General features: G+C 70.7%; 18 protein-coding genes. 13 read left to right on the forward strand and 5 right to left on the reverse strand.

The features are described from left to right. The first annotated feature begins 48 nt into the window (after positions 1 to 48). Complete coding sequence (locus BC793_RS33475) at positions 49 to 1,227, forward strand: CaiB/BaiF CoA transferase family protein (RefSeq protein ID WP_109599843.1); 1,179 nt, start codon at positions 49 to 51, stop codon at positions 1,225 to 1,227. Next, on the forward strand, positions 1,224 to 2,036 hold the full coding sequence (locus BC793_RS33480) for a citryl-CoA lyase (RefSeq protein ID WP_109599844.1): 813 nt from the start codon (positions 1,224 to 1,226) through the stop codon (positions 2,034 to 2,036). The genes BC793_RS33475 and BC793_RS33480 overlap by 4 nt, the downstream gene beginning before the upstream one ends. A 76-nt stretch (positions 2,037 to 2,112) precedes the next feature. Here BC793_RS33480 and BC793_RS33485 read toward each other — a convergent pair whose 3' ends face one another. Further along, on the reverse strand, positions 2,113 to 4,893 hold the full coding sequence (locus tag BC793_RS33485) for a TIM barrel protein (RefSeq protein ID WP_109599846.1): 2,781 nt from the start codon (positions 4,891 to 4,893) through the stop codon (positions 2,113 to 2,115). 220 nt (positions 4,894 to 5,113) lie between these two features. On the opposite strand from BC793_RS33485, the gene BC793_RS33490 reads away from it, so the two are divergent. Continuing rightward, the gene (locus tag BC793_RS33490; protein ID WP_109599848.1) at positions 5,114 to 5,773 is read left to right on the forward strand and encodes a TetR/AcrR family transcriptional regulator; all 660 of its coding nucleotides are present in this window, start codon (positions 5,114 to 5,116) and stop codon (positions 5,771 to 5,773) included. A 28-nt stretch (positions 5,774 to 5,801) separates the two neighbouring features. Here the strand turns inward: BC793_RS33490 and BC793_RS33495 are convergent, their stop codons facing one another. From BC793_RS33495 to rpmB, 4 genes are all read right to left on the reverse strand, one after another. Then, positions 5,802 to 6,419 carry a hypothetical protein gene (locus BC793_RS33495; protein ID WP_146246552.1) on the reverse strand — a complete coding sequence of 206 codons (618 nt, stop codon included), beginning with the start codon at positions 6,417 to 6,419 and terminating at the stop codon, positions 5,802 to 5,804. Between the two features lie 235 nt (positions 6,420 to 6,654). Then, positions 6,655 to 6,948 carry a 30S ribosomal protein S14 gene (gene rpsN / locus BC793_RS33500; RefSeq protein ID WP_109599852.1) on the reverse strand — a complete coding sequence of 98 codons (294 nt, stop codon included), beginning with the start codon at positions 6,946 to 6,948 and terminating at the stop codon, positions 6,655 to 6,657. Next, positions 6,948 to 7,115 carry a 50S ribosomal protein L33 gene (gene rpmG, locus BC793_RS33505; protein ID WP_109599854.1) on the reverse strand — a complete coding sequence of 56 codons (168 nt, stop codon included), beginning with the start codon at positions 7,113 to 7,115 and terminating at the stop codon, positions 6,948 to 6,950. Before rpmG ends, rpsN begins: the two co-directional genes overlap by 1 nt. Further along, complete coding sequence (rpmB, locus tag BC793_RS33510) at positions 7,115 to 7,348, reverse strand: 50S ribosomal protein L28 (protein WP_109599856.1); 234 nt, start codon at positions 7,346 to 7,348, stop codon at positions 7,115 to 7,117. The genes rpmG and rpmB overlap by 1 nt, the downstream gene beginning before the upstream one ends. 44 nt (positions 7,349 to 7,392) lie before the next feature. Between rpmB and BC793_RS33515 the strand changes: the two genes are divergently transcribed. From BC793_RS33515 to BC793_RS33560, 10 genes are all read left to right on the forward strand, one after another. Further along, on the forward strand, positions 7,393 to 8,667 hold the full coding sequence (locus BC793_RS33515; protein ID WP_109599858.1) for a CobW family GTP-binding protein: 1,275 nt from the start codon (positions 7,393 to 7,395) through the stop codon (positions 8,665 to 8,667). Continuing rightward, the gene (locus BC793_RS33520) at positions 8,664 to 8,915 is read left to right on the forward strand and encodes a type B 50S ribosomal protein L31 (RefSeq protein WP_109599860.1); all 252 of its coding nucleotides are present in this window, start codon (positions 8,664 to 8,666) and stop codon (positions 8,913 to 8,915) included. The genes BC793_RS33515 and BC793_RS33520 overlap by 4 nt, the downstream gene beginning before the upstream one ends. A gap of 97 nt (positions 8,916 to 9,012) precedes the next feature. Further along, a complete protein-coding gene (locus BC793_RS33525; protein WP_203896429.1) occupies positions 9,013 to 10,482 on the forward strand; it encodes a choice-of-anchor M domain-containing protein in 1,470 nt (489 codons plus the stop codon). A 77-nt stretch (positions 10,483 to 10,559) separates the two neighbouring features. Next, complete coding sequence (locus BC793_RS33530) at positions 10,560 to 11,606, forward strand: WxL protein peptidoglycan domain-containing protein (protein ID WP_109599862.1); 1,047 nt, start codon at positions 10,560 to 10,562, stop codon at positions 11,604 to 11,606. Next, the gene (locus BC793_RS33535; protein ID WP_109599864.1) at positions 11,603 to 13,117 is read left to right on the forward strand and encodes a TIGR03773 family transporter-associated surface protein; all 1,515 of its coding nucleotides are present in this window, start codon (positions 11,603 to 11,605) and stop codon (positions 13,115 to 13,117) included. Before BC793_RS33530 ends, BC793_RS33535 begins: the two co-directional genes overlap by 4 nt. Before the next feature lie 70 nt (positions 13,118 to 13,187). Then, entirely contained in the window at positions 13,188 to 13,841 is a 654-nt protein-coding gene (locus BC793_RS33540) for a choice-of-anchor M domain-containing protein (protein WP_109599866.1), read from the forward strand. Next, on the forward strand, positions 13,838 to 14,461 hold the full coding sequence (locus BC793_RS33545; protein WP_109599868.1) for a choice-of-anchor M domain-containing protein: 624 nt from the start codon (positions 13,838 to 13,840) through the stop codon (positions 14,459 to 14,461). The genes BC793_RS33540 and BC793_RS33545 overlap by 4 nt, the downstream gene beginning before the upstream one ends. 62 nt (positions 14,462 to 14,523) lie before the next feature. Then, positions 14,524 to 16,068, forward strand: a complete 1,545-nt coding sequence (locus tag BC793_RS33550) for an anchored repeat ABC transporter, substrate-binding protein (RefSeq protein ID WP_109599870.1) — start codon at positions 14,524 to 14,526, stop codon at positions 16,066 to 16,068. Between the two features lie 18 nt (positions 16,069 to 16,086). After that, complete coding sequence (locus BC793_RS33555; RefSeq protein ID WP_239170420.1) at positions 16,087 to 16,965, forward strand: choice-of-anchor M domain-containing protein; 879 nt, start codon at positions 16,087 to 16,089, stop codon at positions 16,963 to 16,965. Between the two features lie 14 nt (positions 16,966 to 16,979). Beyond that, complete coding sequence (locus BC793_RS33560; RefSeq protein ID WP_109599969.1) at positions 16,980 to 17,684, forward strand: anchored repeat-type ABC transporter ATP-binding subunit; 705 nt, start codon at positions 16,980 to 16,982, stop codon at positions 17,682 to 17,684. The last annotated feature ends 1 nt before the right edge of the window (position 17,685 follow it).

Genomic DNA, 17,685 nt, shown 5'->3' on the forward strand with positions numbered 1-17,685 from the left:
ACCGCCATGCCGGGCCGCACGCCCGATGACGACCGAGGGGCACGTCTCATGGATGACGACCGACCGTTGCACGGCGTCCGGATTCTGGACCTGACCAACGTCCTGGCCGGCCCGTACTGCAGCTATCACCTGATGCTTCTCGGCGCGGAGGTCGTCAAGATCGAGAGGCCCGGCGACGGCGATCTGGCCCGCAGGCTGGGCCCGGAGCCGGGGTTGAACCGGGCCGCGATCGGAGCCTCCTTCCTCGCCCAGAACGCGGGGAAGAAGTCCGTCGAACTCGACCTCAAGGACGCCACCGACCGCGCGACCTTCGAAGCCCTGCTCACCGGCGCCGACGTTCTGCTGGAGAACTTCCGCGCCGGTGTCCTGAGCCGGATCGGATACGGCTGGGAGACCCTGCACCGGATCAACCCGCGCCTGGTGTACTGCGCCATCTCCGGTTTCGGCCAGACCGGGCCGATGCGCCAGGCGCCCGCGTACGACCAGATCATCCAGGGCCTGTCCGGGATGATGAGCGTCACCGGCACACCGGAGACCGCCCCCCTGCGGGTCGGGTTCCCGGTCTCCGACACCATCGGTGGCCTGGTCGCCGCCATGACGATCGCCGCCGCGCTGGCCGGGCGCTCGAGAACCGGCAAAGGCGTGTGCCTGGACGTCTCCATGCTGGAGACCTCGCTGTCGGCGATGGGATGGGCCGCCTCGAACTTCCTGGTCAGCGGCGTCCCCCCGGAGCCGATGGGCGACCAGAACGCCACCGCCGCACCCTCGGGCACCTTCCACGCCGCGGACGGGCCCCTCAACATCGCCGCCAACCGGCAGGAGCAGTTCGCCACCCTCTGCCGGCTCATCGAGCGCCCCGACCTGCTCACCGACAGGCGCTTCGCCGACCGCGAGGCGCGCAAACAACACCGCGCGGCGCTCAACGACGAGATCAACAAAGCCCTGCGCAGCCGGCCCGCCGTCGAGTGGGAACACACCCTGTCGGCGGCCGGCGTGCCCGCGGCCCGCATCCTCACCGTCCCGCAGGCGATGGAACTCGACCAGCTGAAAACCCGCGGCTTCCTCACCGACCTGGAGTTCCCGGGCGACCCGGACCGGACGTTGCGGGTCACCGGCAACGGGGTGCTCGTCAACGGCGAAGCCCTGCGACCCCGCACACCGCCGCCACTACTCGGCGAGCACAACCACGAATTCAAGACCACCGCGGACGAGGTGACGGCACCATGAGCCAGGACCGGCCCGAACCCACCGTCCGGGACGTGTCCGACTGGTGGGCGACGAGCGTCTCGCGCGTCGAACCCAACCGCATCGAACTGCGCGGGCACCCGGTCCAGGACCTGATCGGCTCGATCAGCTTCGCCGGGATCATCTGGCTGATGCTGCGCGGCGAGAGGGCCACCCCGGGCCAGGAGCGGCTGCTCGAGGCAGCCCTGGTCTCCTCGGTGGACCACGGGCCGCACGCGCCGTCCATCGCGGTCGCCCGGATGGCGGCGACCTGCGGCATCGGCCTCAACAACGCCGTCGCCACCGGCGTCAACCTGCTGGGTGACGTACACGGCGGCGCGGGCGAACAATGCATGACCCTGCTGGACGACGTACGGCGCCTGCACCGCGACGGCGCCGGCCTCACCGACGCCGCCGAGACGACCGTGGCCTCCTGGCGGGCCCGCTCGAAATACCTGCCCGGCTTCGGGCACCGGTTCCACTCCGTGGACCCCCGCCGCGACCCGCTGCTCGCTCAGGTGCGGCAGGCCGTCGCCGACCGCGTCGTCGACGGCTCCCACCTGCGCGCCGCCCACGCCGTCGAACGGGTCCTCGCCGAGGGCCGCACCCGGCCCGTGCCGATCAACATCGACGGCTGTACCGCCGTCGTCTACGCCGAACTGGGCTTCCCACCACCGCTGGCCCGGGGCCTGTTCGTCCTGAGCCGCAGTGTCGGCATCCTCGCCCACGCCTGGGAGGAGACCGGCCAGGGCCGCCGCAACAAGGGCCCGATGCCGCCGTCCATCCTGCCCACCTTCACCGACGGCCCCTGACCGCGGCGGAATCCCCGGCGGCATCACCTCGGCCACAGGCCCCTCCCCCCTCTGCCGCCGGCACCGGCCGGTGCGGCTATGCCGCGTCGGCCGGTCTCCGGTTAGCCGGCACGCCGTCAAGGCGACGACGTGCCGCGGCGACCGCCAGGCGGGCATGCTCCTTCGCCCCGATCTGCGCCACCAGTTGCGCGCGGGGAATCTCCAGGGCGTACGGGATACCGGACGGCAGTGCCGCCAGGATCGCGTCGACGTCGATACCGCCGTCCCCGGGGTAGAGGCGTTCGAACCGTGCGGTGTGGATGAGCTCCTCCCTGGTGGGCGGCACTCCCGGCGGCGCGTCACAGACGTGGGCGAAGTGGAACCACTCGGCCGGCAGCTCCCGCAGGTCGGCCACGCTGGAGCCGGAGCGGGCGAAGTGCAGCAGGTCGATCAGGATGCCCGCGTTCGGCTGATCGGCCGCCCGCAGCACCCGGGTCGCCTCGGTGAGATCCGGTGTCTCGGTCCACGAGGGGAACTCCAGATCCATCGTGAGCCCGAGCGGGCGGGCCATCTGGCACAACCGCGCGTACCGGTCGATCTTGCGGTTGCGGTCCGGATCGGGCAGCTGGACGATGACGTGGCGCGCACCGAGTTCCGCACCGGCCTCCAGGAAACGCTGGAAGTCACCCGGATCCTCGTCGGGCCCGATCCGGGCCAGTTCGATGTCGAGCACCTCGACGCCGGTGGCCGCCAGGCGCACCTTCGTCGTGCGCATCAGGGCGGGGTCGGTGGCCAGCGGATAGTGCGGCTCGACCGGCGTCACCCGGGTCAGGCGCAGACCGACATACCGGTATCCGGCGTCGGCGGCGGCCTCGACCAGCTCCGGTGGGGACAGGCTCAACGCCGTCAGGTGGGCCAACGAGTAGTCGTGCTCCCGACCGTACGCCGGCTGGGGGGTGTCCCTGAGTCGCCGCAGGCGACGTTGGCGGTGCGCGGCCATCCGCACCGGTGCGCTGCTCGCGGCGCCGTAGCCGGCGTAGTCGCCGATACGCTGCACCACCTCGAAGAACAGCCGCGAGCCCAGCATCTCGGTGTAGAAGTGCAGGTACTCCCCGCCCTCGTCGCGGTCGTAGAGGATCGAGTGCTCACGCAGCGTGGCGAGCAGTTCCGGCTCCGGGGCGAGCCGGGCATCGAGGTCGTCGTAGTAGTTCCGCGGGATCCGCAGCACCGGTGCGCCGAGCTCGCGCATGGCCTTGGCCGCGGCGATCACGTCGTCGCTGGCGAAGGCGATGTGCTGCGGGCTCGGCACGGCCGGCGCCCAGGAGCCGCGGCGCAGCGGCGCCGTGTTCAGCGTGATCCGGACGGTGCGCCCGGCATCGGTGGCCGACCGGCTGCGCAGCAACCCGAAGGGGGCGGCGAGTTCCGTGGTCTGGCCCGCCTGAAGGCCCAGAACCGTACGGTAGAAGAGAGCGACCTGGTCGAAGTCGTCTATCGGCTCGGTGAGAGCGATGTGGTCGGTCCCGGTCACCAGGCCGTCCGTGCGGGCCTCGCCGTCGGTGGGCCCGAAGTCGGCGAGCCAACCGTTGCCGTCCGCGCCCGCCCGGCAGAAGAAGACCGCCGTCCCGTCGGGGGCCGCCACCGAACTGAGGTCGGCCTCCTCCGGTTGACGCACCCGGGGCAGCACCGGAGCGAGCAGCCGGGCGGCACGCTCGGCCGAACTGGCGGGATCGCTGCTCTCCAGGCCGAGAGCACAGATCGCCGCGGTGCCGGGCGCGACCGTCCGCTGCGACGCGAAGTTGAGCAGGATGCGGGCATCACCCTGCTGCCACAACTGCACCGGCTTGGAGCGGTGCTGCCCGGTCCGGGCGAACCCGAGCGCGGTCAGGGTCCGGGCGACGACCGGGCCGGAGACGTCGTCGACCGCCAGTTCGGTGAACATGTGACCGCCGAGACGTGGCGCCGGCGGCAGGCCGGGCCCGCGCAGTCGCCGACGCGCCACCGGTGGTCCGCCGACGCTGACCGACTCCTGGAGGGCGAGCAGCGAGCGCATCCCGTCGATGGCGGCGTGCCGGGGGTCGGCCTGGCGGTAGACGTCGTTGAACACCTCCAGTGACAGGGGGCCGTCGAATCCGGTGGCCAGGACCTGGCTCACGAAGCCGGTCAGGTCGAACGAGCCCAGCCCGGGAAAGAGCCGGTGGTGGCGGCTCCACTCCACGACGTCCATCTTCAGCCGCGGCGCGTCGGCCAGTTGCAGGTGGAAAACCTTCGCGCCGGGCACCACCCGGATCCCGGCCGGGTCGTCGCCCCGGGACAGGACGTGGAAGCTGTCCAGGCACAGGCCGAGGGCCGGGTGGTCGGCACGGCGCACGATCCGCCACGCGTGGGCGTACGTGTTCACGAAGCGGCCCCAGGCCAGTGGCTCGTAGGCGATGCGCAGCCCGCGGGCGGCGGCCCGCTCGGCCAGCTCCCGTAGCTGGTCGGCGGCCAGGTCGTCGTCGTCGACGGCGTCGGGCGACTCCGACGACGCGACCAGCATCGTGGCGGCGCCGAGTTGTTCCAGGACGCCGAACTTGTGTTCCGCGCGGCGCAGGTTGGCCCGGAAGGTGTCGGGGGCGACGGCCTCGAAGTCGCGGAACGGCTGGTAGAGGTCGATGGTCAGGCCGCGGCGCGCGCATTCCTGCCGGATCCTCGCCGGTGACCACGCCGACGCGATGAGGTCACTCTCGAAGATCTCGATCCCGTGGAAGCCGGCTGCCGCCGCGGCGGCGAGTTTGTCCTCCAGGGTCCCGGACAGGCAGGCGGTGGCGATCGTCAGGTGCGGGCCGGTGGACGGGCCGGCGGTCGCGGTTCGAGCAGCATCATGATCGGCGATGAGCATGGTGCACTGCCTTCCTCGATGGCTTCGCCCGGCTTCGAGACGGGCTCGGCGAGGCGCCGGGGGACGACGGAAGGTGTATCGCTGCCGAGGGTTCCGCGTGCGGGCGGTGCCGTCGACCACAATGTATGTACTAGTTAGTTAGTTATACGCGCCGAGTGGCGGAGGAGGAAGAGCCGCGACCATCGAGACTAAGGTGAATCCTCGATCGAAGGAGGGCCGTGTGGCCACGCAGACGCCGGACTCGCCAGCAACGGCCCCCGTCACCAGAGACGCCGAACGAACCCGGTCCGAGATCCTCGCCGTCGCGACCCGCGAGTTCGCCGACAAGGGCTTCGCCGGCGCCCGGGTCGACGAGATCGCCGCGAAGACCCGCACCACCAAGCGGATGATCTACTACTACTTCGGCGGCAAGGAAGGCCTGTACATCTCAGCACTCGAGCAGGCCTACACCGGGATCCGCGCCCTCGAACAGCAGGTCGACGTGGAGCACCTCGACCCCACCGAGGCGATCCGGCAGCTCACCGCCCTCACGTTCGACCACCACGAGTCGCATCCGGACTTCATCCGGCTGGTCAGCATCGAGAACATTCACTACGCCCGGCACATCGCCCGCTCCGAGATCCTGGCGGGCCTGGCCAACCCGGCACTGGACGCGCTGACCCGGATCCTCGAGCGCGGCCGCGCGGCCGGCCGGTTCCGCGACGACGTCGACCCGATCGACGTACACATGATGATCAGCGCGTTCTGCGTCTTCCGGACCGCCAACCGGTACACCTTCAAGGCGATCTTCAAGCGCGACATGCTCGACCCCGGCCTCCGCGAGCACTACCGGACCATGATCGGTGACCTCGTGCTGGAGTATCTGACCGCCGCGGAGTGACCGGTCGCCGCGGCTCTTCTCGCCGCCGTCAGGACCTCTGCGCCGATGCGAGGTCGATCGTGTGCTCGGTCGTGTACCGGTTACACGCGTATTCACGGTCCGTGCCCAGGCATTCTCCCCAGCGCAGGACGAACTCCTCGGTGAAGCGTTTGTCGCGATCGAATGCGGCGACGACCCCGGCCCTACCGTGGCGCTTGACCGTGATGCCGCCTTCGGAGTCCTCGCACCACGCGGACCCGCCGACGACCCGGTCGTTGCCACTGGAGAACACCACTGTCGGCAGACTCCACTGGTTGACGGCGTTGTTGCCGTCCGTACGGCAATCCAGTGTCTGCTTCTTCGTGGTGATGTTCGTGGCGACTGCTTTGACCTGCACCGCGCTGTCCGTCACCACGACGTCGGTGAACGTGATCATGAACAGGTCGACGGCCATGCCGTCAGCCCGGATGTACGGATCGGGCGGGTAGTCCGGCAGCGCGTAGAAGCCGTTGTGCAGATCGGGCAACCGGCTGTTGTTGACGGCGTCGCCGACTCGCTCCCAGAGGAAGACCAGACAGCTGATCAGCATGATCGGGACGCTCAGCACACAGATCCAGAACATGCCCATCGCCTGGCGTTCCTGCCGCCAGGGCTCATACACCGGCACGGCTCGGCACCCCCGGCAGATCAGGTCGCCGGAGGCCCCGCCCACACCGCGGCCCGAGGATCACGTCGCCGGGATCGACCATGACCGGCCAACGCCTCAGCCGGCGGCCGGGGTGTGACCGGCATTCGTTCTTCACGCCATCGAGTGATCGATTCCTACCGCGAACCGGCTCGGCCGGGTACCGGCTCGCGGCAACGAGCCCGCACCCGGCCGATCTCAGGCGACGGCCGCCGGACTACCAGGAGGCCTTGCGGATCCCGGGCAGTTCGCCGCGTAGCGCCATCTCCCGGAATCGCACCCGGGACAGGCCGAAGCGGCTGAACACACCGCGCGGTCGTCCGTCGATCATGTCCCGGTTGCGGCGGCGCGACGGGCTGGAGTCGCGGGGCAGCCCGGCCAGGGCGCGCATCGCGCCGGCCCGCGTCTCCGGATCGAGTACCTGCCTCTTGAGTTCGGCGCGGCGGTCGAAGTGCCGGGTGGACAGGTCGGTGCGGCGCTTCTCCCGCTCGGTGAGGCTGCGGCGCGCCATCAGCGGTCCTCGCGGAAGTCGACGTGACGACGGGCGACCGGATCGAACTTGCGCAGGACCAGGCGGTCGGGGTCGTTGCGGCGGTTCTTGCGGGTGACGTACGTGTACCCGGTACCGCCGGTGCTGCGCAGCTTGATGACGGGCCGGACATCGGTGCTCTTGGCCATCAGATCTTCACTCCCTTGGCACGCAGCCGGGCGACCACGGAGTCGATGCCGTCCCGGTCGATGATCTTGATCCCGGTGGTGCTGACGTTGAGCCGGATCGACGTGCCGTCGGCGAGGCGGTAGCGGCGGCGCTGGACATTGGGGTTCCAGCGGCGGCGGGTGCGGCGATGGGAGTGCGACACGGCGTTGCCGAAGCTGGGCTTGGCGCCGGTCACGTCACAGACGTTGGACATGGTGCCGACTTTACAATGAAAATCGTTTCCAACAAGATGTGGGGGTGAGCGCGAACCCGATCACCGACACCCTGCCCTCCTCGTTGGACCACCGGCCCGCCGTCACCGTGCTGTCCGGCTTCTCCCCCGGCGCGGTCCATGCGACCGCCCAGGCGCTGCTGATCGCCGAGGACCGGCTGCTGGCGATCCAGCACGACCTCACCGGCATCCGCGACGGCATCCTTCGGCGTACGGTGCGCTCGGCCACCGGGCCGATCGAGGACGTCACCACCGAGTTGGTGCACGGCTGCGTCTCCTGCACCCTGCGCGAGGACGTGCTGCCCACCCTGGTCCGCCTCGCCCGCACCCACCCCGGCAGTGACCTGCTGCTGGTCCTGCCGCCCGCGGTGGAACCCGAGGCGGTCGCATCCGCCTCCGAACACTGCACGGTGGACGGCACACCGGTCACCGAAGTGGTCCGCTTCGACTCGTACGTCACCGTCGTCGACGCCGATCGCTTCCTCGACGACCTGATCGCCACCGACGACCTGAGCGACCGCGATCTGCACGCCGCCGGCGACGACCATCGCGCCGTCGCCGAAGTCGTGGTGCACCAGGTCGAATTCAGCGACACCGTCGTGCTGTGGAGCCGCCCCGACACCGACGCGCTGGACCTCAGCCGGGTCGGCACTCTGATCCACCGGCTCGCGCCCTGGTCCATCCAGGTGAGCGTCGCCACGACAGGCCGACTCGACTGCACCGGGCTCAGCACCCTCGTCCGCCGTACCGGCCGCCACGACCCGCGCCGGCCCGGCATGCTCGGCCTCGCACTGGAAGGCCGGCCCATCGCGGTAGCCGACACCGACTCCTCCGACGTCACCTCGATGCTGTTCGAGACCCGGCGCCCGTTCCATCCGCAACGGCTGCACGACGCCCTGGAAGAGATCACCGAACACGCACTGCGCGGGCGAGGACAGCTCTGGATCGCCAGCCAGCCGGACACCGTGCTCGCCTTCGAGTTCGCCGGAGGCGGCGTCACCCTCGGCACCCTCGGGTACTGGCTGGCCGCCCTCCCGGCCGAACGCTGGACCGAGACCAGCGACGAGCGCCAGATCGCCGCCGACCTCTCCTGGGATCCCTACTACGGCGACCGCCGCACCGCACTCGCCCTGATCGGCCTGCACCTCGACCACACCGGCGTCACCGCACTGCTGAACGACTGCCTGCTCACCGACGCCGAACTCGCCGACGGCTTCGACGCCTGGCCCCACCTGCCCGACCCGTTCGCCGGCTGCTTCCCGCTGACCGACGCCATCACCACCGAGGAGAACCGACCGTGAAACCCGGCATCCATCCCGGCTACCACCCTGTGGTCTACCGCGACCGCAGCGCCGATTTCGCCTTCCTCACCCGATCCACCGCCACCAGCGACAAGACCATCGACTGGGAGGACGGCAACACCTACCCGGTGATCGACGTGCAGATCTCCGCGGCCAGCCACCCGTTCTGGACCGGCCGGCAACGGGTTCTCGACACCGCCGGCCGGGTGGAGAAGTTCCGCGCCAAGTACGCCCGCAAAGCCAAGTGACCGGTGGTGGGCAGCACCGGGGTGCCACCCACCACCGGTCCCTGCTACTGTCCCGTCGAAAACGAGATTCGTTTTCATTAACTGGAAGGAGACGTGCGTGAAGAGACCCTCCACAGGGGTCGCGTCCAGCATCGCCGGTCTCACCCTTGCGGCAGCCGTCCTGTTCGGCGCCACTCCCGCACTCGCCGCCGACCCGGTGGTGCTGTCCAAAGGGCACACCGACGCCGTCGACGTGCGTTATGACGGTGGCGAGCTGAGCCTGAAGGTCAAGGACGACACGGTGAGTCCTGCGGTGGTGCGCGACCCGGCCGACGTCACGTTCCAGGTGCTGCCCGCGGCCGAGACCGTCGTGCCGGACCTGCCGGCGTTCTCGTTCCTCGGCGCACCCGGGAGCAGGATCTGGATGCTGCCGCAGGTCCAGGACCCGGCGCTGCTCTGGCCCGGCTGGAACACCACCACCCTGAACTCCGGTGTCTTCGCCGGCGACAGGATCGGCATCAGCCTCGTCGGGGTGGACGGCCCCGGTGACGTGACCCTGTTCGACACCAACTCCCTCGGCACCCCGAACATCAAGTTCCGCAGCGACGACGGGCTGCCCGACCGGCTCGACGTCCCGGTGCACACCCACGCCCACGCGGGGTGGGTGTTCTCCGCGACCGGCACGTACACGCTGAAGTTCCAGGCCGACGCCACCCTGGCCGACGGGACCACGCTGACCACCGGACCGGTCGACTACAGGTTCGTCGTCGGTGACCTCCAAGCCGGTGGCGGTGACCTGAGCCTCAGCATCTCCGGCATGTCCGAGGGCGAGTACCAGCCCGGCGACACCGTCACACTGCAGGCCGTGCAGTCCCCGCAGGGGCCACTGACGAAGTACCGGTGGTTCAGCAAGAAACCGACTGAGGACGAGTTCACGCCGATCGAGGGCGAGACCGGCGCGTCGTACGGCTTCACCGCGACGCGGGCACTCAACGGCACCCAGTACGTCGTCAAGCTGTACGACGGCGACAAGGCCGTGGCCACCAGCGCCGAGGCCTGGCTGTGGGTCGCCTTCCCGCCGGAGGGCAGCAGCGCGGCCAAGTCGGTGACCGCCACCATCAACGCCGCCGACGGCGCGCTCGTGATCAGCGTCGATCCCGAGAACCGTGCCGTCACCCTGCCGGCGGCCGTGCTGTCCGCGGCCGGCGACCGGTGGGAGAGCACCGGTGCGCTCAAGCCGGTCACCGTCACCGACACCCGGGCGGCCGAGCCCGGCTGGACCGCATCCGGGCAGGTGGCCGACGGGTTCAAGACCGAGGACGGCAAGACCTTCACCGGCGGCCACCTCGGCTGGACGCCCAGCATCACCGCGCAGGGCAGCGGGCAGGGCGTGGTGGCCGGGCCGGTCGCCCATCCGTACGGCACCGTTCAGCCGCACACCGGCCTCGGCGGCAGCGCCGTGCTGGCCTCCGCCCCGAACGGCGAGGGCCTGGGCACCGCCCAGCTCGACGCGCAGCTGAAGCTCAGCGTTCCGACCGACACGGCGGCCGGCACCTATGCCGGCACCCTGACCCTGACCGCCATCTGAAGACGTCGCGGGGCGGCCCGCTGTGACCCCCCGGTCCAGGCCGCCCCGCGACCCCGGTCCAACGAAAGACCCCCCTCATGCGTACCCGCATCGCCGCAGCCGTTCTGGCTCTGGCCGCCCTCGCCGTGCCCGCGCCCGCCCAGGCCGCGCCGGGAGACGGCTCGCTGACCTGGTCGGTGTCGCCCTCGGGCCCGAAAGGACCGAACGGACGAGCCGCGCTGGACTACAAACTGGACCCCGGCGCCACCGTGACCGATCACGTCGCCGTCACCAACCACTCGAAGCAGCCGCTGACCCTGCGCCTCTACGCCCACGACGCCTTCACCACCGCCGGTGGCGGCTTCGATCTGCGGGCCGGCAACGCCACGCCCACCGACGCGGGACGGTGGATCCGACTCGGCCGGCAGCAGCTCACACTGCCGGCATCGTCGCGGGTCGTCGTGCCGTTCACCCTCACCGTTCCGGCCGACGCCACACCGGGCGATCACGCGGCCGGTGTCGTCGCCTCCCTGGTCGCCGACACCACCGACGCCGCCGGCAACCGGGTCTCCGTCGATCACCGGGTCGGCAGCCGTGTCTACCTGCGCGTCACCGGGCCGTTGCAACCCTCACTCACCGTGACCGACGTCGAGATCCAGGCCGTGACGTCCTGGAATCCCCTGCGCCTGCCGCGCGTCACCGCCACCTTCACCGTCGCCAACACCGGCAACGTACGCCTCGGCGGCACCCCCACGGGGCGGATCGAGGGACCGTTCGGGCTCGGCACCCGGACCACCACGGCTACCGCGATCCCGGAGATCCTGCCCGGCGGCTCGCTGACCGGCGCCGTCACGCTGGACTCGGTGCCGCCGCTGTTCCGGGAACAGTTGACACTCGACATCCTGCCCGCGCCCGCCGACGGCCGCACCATCGATCCAGCGCCGGCCCGCGCGGTCCTCGAGCACACCCTCTGGCTGGTCCCGTGGCCGCAACTCGCTCTCATCGCCCTCACCGCCGCCCTGCTCGTCACCGGGCTCTCCGCCCGCCGCCGACGCAAGGCCCGCATGCGGGCAGCTCTCGCCGCCGCCGAGAAACGTGGGCGCGAGCAGGCGACCGCAACCCTCGAGAAGGAAGGAATCCGATGACCGGCCGGAGAACCAACCGCCTGCGGAAGACCGTCGTCGTCGCCGCCACGTCGTTGACGGTGGTGTTGAGCGCCGGCCTGCCGGCGGTCGCGACCACACCCGCCGACGGCGCCGACCTGGTCGCGCTCTCCGTCGAGTCCGGCGAACTGCGACTGAGCTTTCGCGGCGACGGACGAACCGGCACCGATCCGCAGTCGGTCCGGTTCACCGCCTCGGGAGCACCGGTCGGCGTGATCCCCGACGATCCCGCGTTCTCGTTCCTCGGCCGCCCCGGCGCACCGGTGTGGTCGTTGCAGGACGGCTCGCCGTTCTCCACGTTCGACACCACCGCGATCACCAGGGGCGAGGTGACGCTGGAACTCGCCGCGGTCGAGGGCCTCGGCGCCTTCGCCGCCTACACGCTGTCGGAGTGGGGCCGGCCCACCCTGCTGCTCGACAGTGACGGCCGGCGCAGCACCCGGCTGCCGGCCGGGCGCCGGGTGGGCGGCGTGGTGTGGTTGTTCGACGCCGTCGGGGAGTACCGGGTGACGCTGCGGGCGACCTCGCGTACCGGTGCGCGGACGCTTCAGGACGAGGCGGTCTACACCGTGTCGGTACCGGCCGGAGCCGAGGCCGTCCCGGCGGCGCAGGCACCCCCGGTGCAGAAGGCCGACCCGGCCACCACGACGGCCGCCGGGTCCGCCACGGCGAACAAGGCCGTGGCTGCCGGGACCTCGGCTCCCACCGCCACCGGCAGGAAGGTGATCGCCGACGGGCACGTCGACATGGGGCCGGTACTCGACGGCGGCACGCTGCGGATCCGGCTGAAGGACGACAGCACCACTCCCCCGACCTGGCGTGAACCCGCCGACGTCATGCTCAAGGTGACCGACAAGGCTCGGATCGACGTACCGTCGGGTGCCGGGTACGCGTTCCTCGGCAAGGCCGGCGACAAGGTCCACCTGCTGCCCCAGTCGCAGCAGCCCGGCATCGTCTGGCCCGGCTGGAACACCCAGCACGAATCCGTGGTCAAGGGCACCAAAGGCACCGTCACCTGGCGCCTCAAGCAGGTGCGCGGCCCGGGTCGGTTCACGCTGTTCCTCACCGGCTCGTTCGGCACCCCCGAGGTCATCTTCGACTCGGCGAAGTCGCTGCCTCAGCGGCTGGGCATAGCGCCCAACACCCACGCGCACGGCAACTGGGCCTTCACCAAGCCCGGGGTCTACCAGCTCACCGTCGACATGACCGCCACCACCACCGCCGGCAGGAGCGTGTCGGACACCAGGACCCTGACCGTCGCCGTCGGGAACTCGACGAGCACCGACGGTGGTGACGCCCCGGACCCGGGTAACGGTGGTGGATCGGCCACCGACGACGACACCGGCGGCGGGGGCCTCGCCGAGACCGGCACGGACATCGCCTCGATCGCCGGCGGCGGAGCACTGCTGCTCATCACCGGCACGGCCGTCGTCGTGCTCGCCCGGCGGCGGCGAAGCGAGCACGGTCACGTGTCCACTCCCGACCCTTCCTAATGAAAATGAAAACCATTAGGATTTAGCGTGATCCGGCATCCGACGCCGGATCCATCCCTAGGAGAAGACCTTGCGTAAACCCCTCCGCCTGCTCCTGGGCAGCGGCATCCTCGCCGCCGCCCTGCTCGGCACCGCGGTTCCCGCCCAAGCCGCCGGGACCGTGGTCCTGAGCGCCGGCCACGTCGACGTGGTCGACCTCGCCTATGAGGACGGTGTCCTCGAGATCGGCGTCCACGACGAGACCGTCGAACCGGACGTCGAACGCGAGGTCGACGACGTGATCTTCCTGGTCAGGAACGCCGCGAAGACCACGGTCCCGGACGACCCCTCGTTCGGCTTCCTCGGCGCCACCGGCAAGCCGGTCTGGATCCTGCCCGAGATCCAGAACGAGGAGCTGATCTGGCCCGGCATCGCCACCGAGGAGATCGAGAACGGCGTCTTCACCGCCGACACGGTCACGCTGAAGTTCGAGAAGGTCACCGGCTCCGGCCGGTTCGCCATCTTCACCGAGAACGCGGTCGGTTCCCCGAACGTGCTGGTCGACAGCGGTGACGGCCTGCCCGACGCGCTGCCGCTCACGACCGGCACGCACCAGCACACCAGCTGGGCGTTCCAGAAGGCCGGCGTCTACCTCATCAAGGTCCGGGCGACCGCGAAGCTGGCCGCCACCGGTCAGACCGTCACCTCGGAGCCGGCCGTCTACAAGTTCGTGGTCCAGCCGTGAGGGCCGCCGCGGTCGTAGCCGCCGCCCTGAGCCTCGTGGTCGCCGCCGCCGTGCCGGCCCAGGCCGCCACCGTCACTCTCACCAGCGGCCATGTCGACGTCCTCGACGTCGACTACACCGCCGGCGCCCTGGTCCTGAACGTCAACGACGACGTGACCGAGCGCAACCCGGCCGACGTGGTCTTCCAGGTCCCGGCCGCCGCGAAGATCACCGTGCCGTCGGGAAGCGCGTGGTCGTTCCTCGGCACGGCCGGAAGCACCGCATGGGTCCTGCCCCAGGGCAACACCAGCGGCCTGCTCTGGGCCGGCTGGAACACCGCCGAGGTCCCGTCCGGCGTCTTCCAGAGCAACTCGGTGACGTTCCGGCTCAACAGCTTCACCGGGCCCGGCCACGTCAGCGTCTACACCGTCTCGGCCGGCACCCCGACCAGGCTGTTCGACTCCTCCAACGGCCTGCCCGACACGCGGACCGTCACCTACAACGCGCACACCCACGCCAACTGGGGCTTCACCGCGGCCGGCACCTACACCCTCGACTTCGAGGTGACCGGCAGGCTGCTGTCCACCGGCGCGACCGTCACCACCGGTGTGAAGGCGTTCACCTTCACCGTCCTGCCGTGATCCAGGCGGGTCCGCTCCACCGGAATTGGAGCGGACCCGCCGCCCACCGTACCCGGAGAACGATGAAACGCCTGCTCGCCGCCACCCTGCTGCTCGGCGCCGTGGCCGGCTGCGCGCCGCCGCCCGCCCTGTCCGACACCGACGGGCGCGTCCAGGTCGTCACCACCACCGGCATCCTGGCCGACCTGGTCCGCAACGTCGGCGGCGACCGCGTCCTGGTCGACTCGATCGTTCCGGACAACGCCGACGCCCACGCCTACGAACCGACGCTGCGCGACGTGCGCAACGTCGTCTACGCCGACGTGGCGTTCAGCAACTACCTGCTGCTCGAGGCGCAGAGCGTGATCAAGACGCTGGACGCCAACCTGCCCGACGGCGTCGAGCAGATCTCCCTCGCCGAAGGCGCCACCAAATACGCCGCCGAGATCATCCCGCTCGTCGAGGACGTCTCTCTGGACACCATCTGGCTCGGCCTGCGCGCCCGGGGTTCCGGCGCGGTGCACGGGGTCACCCGCTCCTCCGACGTCCGGCTCTCGGCGACCCGCGTCGACGGTCCCGGCCGGCTGTCCGCCTACCTGACCGAGTCGTTCGGCAATCCCGACATCGCCTTCGACTCCGGCGACGGTTTCGACCCCGCCAACGGCTACCGCGACGACACCATGAACCTGCCGCCGGACGCCCATACCCATATGAGCTGGGCGTTCACCGAACCGGGTATCTACCGGCTCACGCTGCGCGCGGAGCTCGCGGTGTCCGCCGACAGCAAGCCGTTGCCGATGGGCGAGCAGACCTTCACCTTCGCCGTCGGCGTGGACCCGCACACCGTGCCCGGCATGGACGGGGCGCTCGTCCTGCACGACGGGCACACCGACGTCACGGCTGACATCGACACCGGTGAGCTCTACCTGTGGGGCGACGGCCACGGCGGCACCGAGCAGGTACGCCTCGATCCCGGCCGTACCGTGATCGAGGTTCCGGCCAAGGCGCTCAAGGAGGTGCCCGCCGGGCCGGGTCTCCGGTTCCTCGGACGGCCCGGCACCCAGATCCACCAGCTCCCGCAGGCGGTGCTCGGCCGGCACGTGCACGGCGAGATCGATCCGCACCTGTGGCAGGACGCCGGCAACGCACAGTCCTACGTCGAGCTGATCCGGGACACGCTGATCACCGCCGACCCGGCCGGCACCGCCGCCTACCGGGCCAACACCGACCGGTATCTGACCGAATTGAGCAGGCTCGACGCGTACCTCCGGGAACAGATCGACGCCATCCCGGCGGCGAACCGCCATCTGGTGACCACCCACGACGCCTTCGCCTATCTGGCCAAGGCCTACGGCATCCCGGTCGCCGGTTTCGTCACCCCGAACCCGGCCGTCGAACCGAGTCTCGCCGACCGGCGCCGCCTCACCGAGACGCTGCGCAACCTGCACATCCGCGCGGTCTTCCTGGAACCGAACCTGCGCGCCCGCTCCTCCACCCTCGTCGAGGTCGCCAGAGATCAGAACGTCAAGGTCTGCGACATCTACGGCGACGCCTTCGACGACCGGGTCACCGACTACGTGTCGATGATGCGGTTCAACGCCGACTCCCTCCGCTCCTGCCTCTCCTGAACCACCCGAGGACCAGCCTTGATCAAGTCCCTGCTCGCCGTGCTGCTCGCGGCGGCTCCCAGCCCGACTCCCGGCCTGGACCAGTCCCTCGACCCCGGCCAGGCCCAGGCCACCGGCCGGGCAGTGCTGGAGACCGGCCATGTCGACATCGGCCCCCGCCTGCGGGACGGCAGGTGGACCATCCAGATCCACGACGACCACGCCGTCCCTTCGGTGTGGCGCGAACCCGCCGACACCGTCCTGCGGGTCCGCGACGCCGCCCGTCTGCAGATACCCGACGACCCGGCCTACGCGTTCCTCGGTGAGCCGCCGGGCACGCAGGTGCACGTGGTGCCGCAGACCGAGAAGCAGGGAGTCGTCTGGATCGGCTGGAACACCCAGGATCCGGGCGTGATCGGCGCGATCGACCGGGGCGTCACCATGACGCTGCGCGGCGTGCAGGGCCCCGGCGGTGTCACGGTCTTCCTCCAGTCCGGCAATCTCGGCGCCCCTCAGGTGCTGTGGAGCAGCGCGAAGCCACTGCCGCAACCGATGTGGGTGGAGACCAACACCCACACCCACGCCAACTGGGTGTTCGGCAGGCCCGGCGCCTACCAGCTCGCCGTCGACATCAGCGCCGACCTCGCCGACGGCACCACCGCCACGGCGAGCACCGTGCTGCGCGTCGCGGTCGGTGACGCCACCGAGCCGGACTACGACACCGCCTTCACCGCGCCCCTGGCGGCCGGTTCGGCGTCCGCCCCCGCCGCGGCCGCCGCCGAGCCCGACACCTCATCGGGTACGTGGCAGACGCCCACCCTGATCGGCGCCGGCCTCCTCGCGGTCCTGATCATCGTGGCACTGGTGGCCTGGCAGGCGACCGTGCGCCGCCGCGCCGAACGGGAGAACTTCCGGTGAGCGCGGCTCTGGAGATGATCGGCGTGGCCGCCGACCTGGGTGGCCGTCCGGTGCTGCGCGACGTCGACGTACGCCTGGACGCCGGTGACTTCACCGCCCTGCTGGGTCCCAACGGCGCCGGCAAGACCACCCTGATGCGGGCCGCGCTCGGACTGATCCCGCTGCGCGCCGGCACGGTCCGCACCGGTACCGCCGGATACGTGCCGCAGCGCCACGAGTTCACCTGGGACTTCCCGGCCTCGGTGCAGGACGCGGTACTCAGCGGCCTGGTCCGCCGGATCGGCCTGTTCCGCCGGCCCACGGTCGCGCACTGGCGGGCCGCCTGGGACGCCCTCGACCGGGTCCGCCTGGCCGACCTGCGTAAGCGTCCGGTCGGCGAGCTGTCCGGCGGGCAGCGGCAGCGGGTGCTGGTGGCCCGTGCGCTGGTGCTGGAGCCGTCGGTGCTGCTGCTCGACGAGCCGTTCACCGGGCTCGACATGCCGGCCCAGGAGACACTGACCGACCTGTTCACCGAGATCGCCCGGGAACGGGCCGTGCTGATGGCCACCCACGATCTGACCGCGGCGGCGTACACCTGTGATCGTCTGATCCTGCTCAACCGCACCGTGATCGCCTCCGGCCCGGCCGCGGACCTGAAGGACCCGGAGCTCTGGATGCGGACCTTCGACGTCGGACCCGGCAGCCACCTGCTCAAAGCCCTCGACCTCGTGGGAGCCTGAC

Origin of the sequence: Actinoplanes xinjiangensis (genome assembly GCF_003148685.1) — a bacterium.
Lineage (GTDB): Bacteria > Actinomycetota > Actinomycetes > Mycobacteriales > Micromonosporaceae > Actinoplanes > Actinoplanes xinjiangensis.

Coding starts and splice junctions, on each gene's coding strand:
- BC793_RS33475 (WP_109599843.1), top strand. CDS start 49: ATGGATGACGACCGACCGTTGCACGGCGTCCGGATTCTGGACCTGACC.
- BC793_RS33480 (WP_109599844.1), top strand. CDS start 1,224: ATGAGCCAGGACCGGCCCGAACCCACCGTCCGGGACGTGTCCGACTGG.
- BC793_RS33485 (WP_109599846.1), bottom strand. CDS start 4,893: ATGCTCATCGCCGATCATGATGCTGCTCGAACCGCGACCGCCGGCCCG.
- rpsN (WP_109599852.1), bottom strand. CDS start 6,948: ATGGCGCGCCGCAGCCTCACCGAGCGGGAGAAGCGCCGCACCGACCTG.
- rpmG (WP_109599854.1), bottom strand. CDS start 7,115: ATGGCCAAGAGCACCGATGTCCGGCCCGTCATCAAGCTGCGCAGCACC.
- rpmB (WP_109599856.1), bottom strand. CDS start 7,348: ATGTCCAACGTCTGTGACGTGACCGGCGCCAAGCCCAGCTTCGGCAAC.
- BC793_RS33530 (WP_109599862.1), top strand. CDS start 10,560: ATGCGTACCCGCATCGCCGCAGCCGTTCTGGCTCTGGCCGCCCTCGCC.
- BC793_RS33535 (WP_109599864.1), top strand. CDS start 11,603: ATGACCGGCCGGAGAACCAACCGCCTGCGGAAGACCGTCGTCGTCGCC.
- BC793_RS33550 (WP_109599870.1), top strand. CDS start 14,524: ATGAAACGCCTGCTCGCCGCCACCCTGCTGCTCGGCGCCGTGGCCGGC.
- BC793_RS33560 (WP_109599969.1), top strand. CDS start 16,980: ATGATCGGCGTGGCCGCCGACCTGGGTGGCCGTCCGGTGCTGCGCGAC.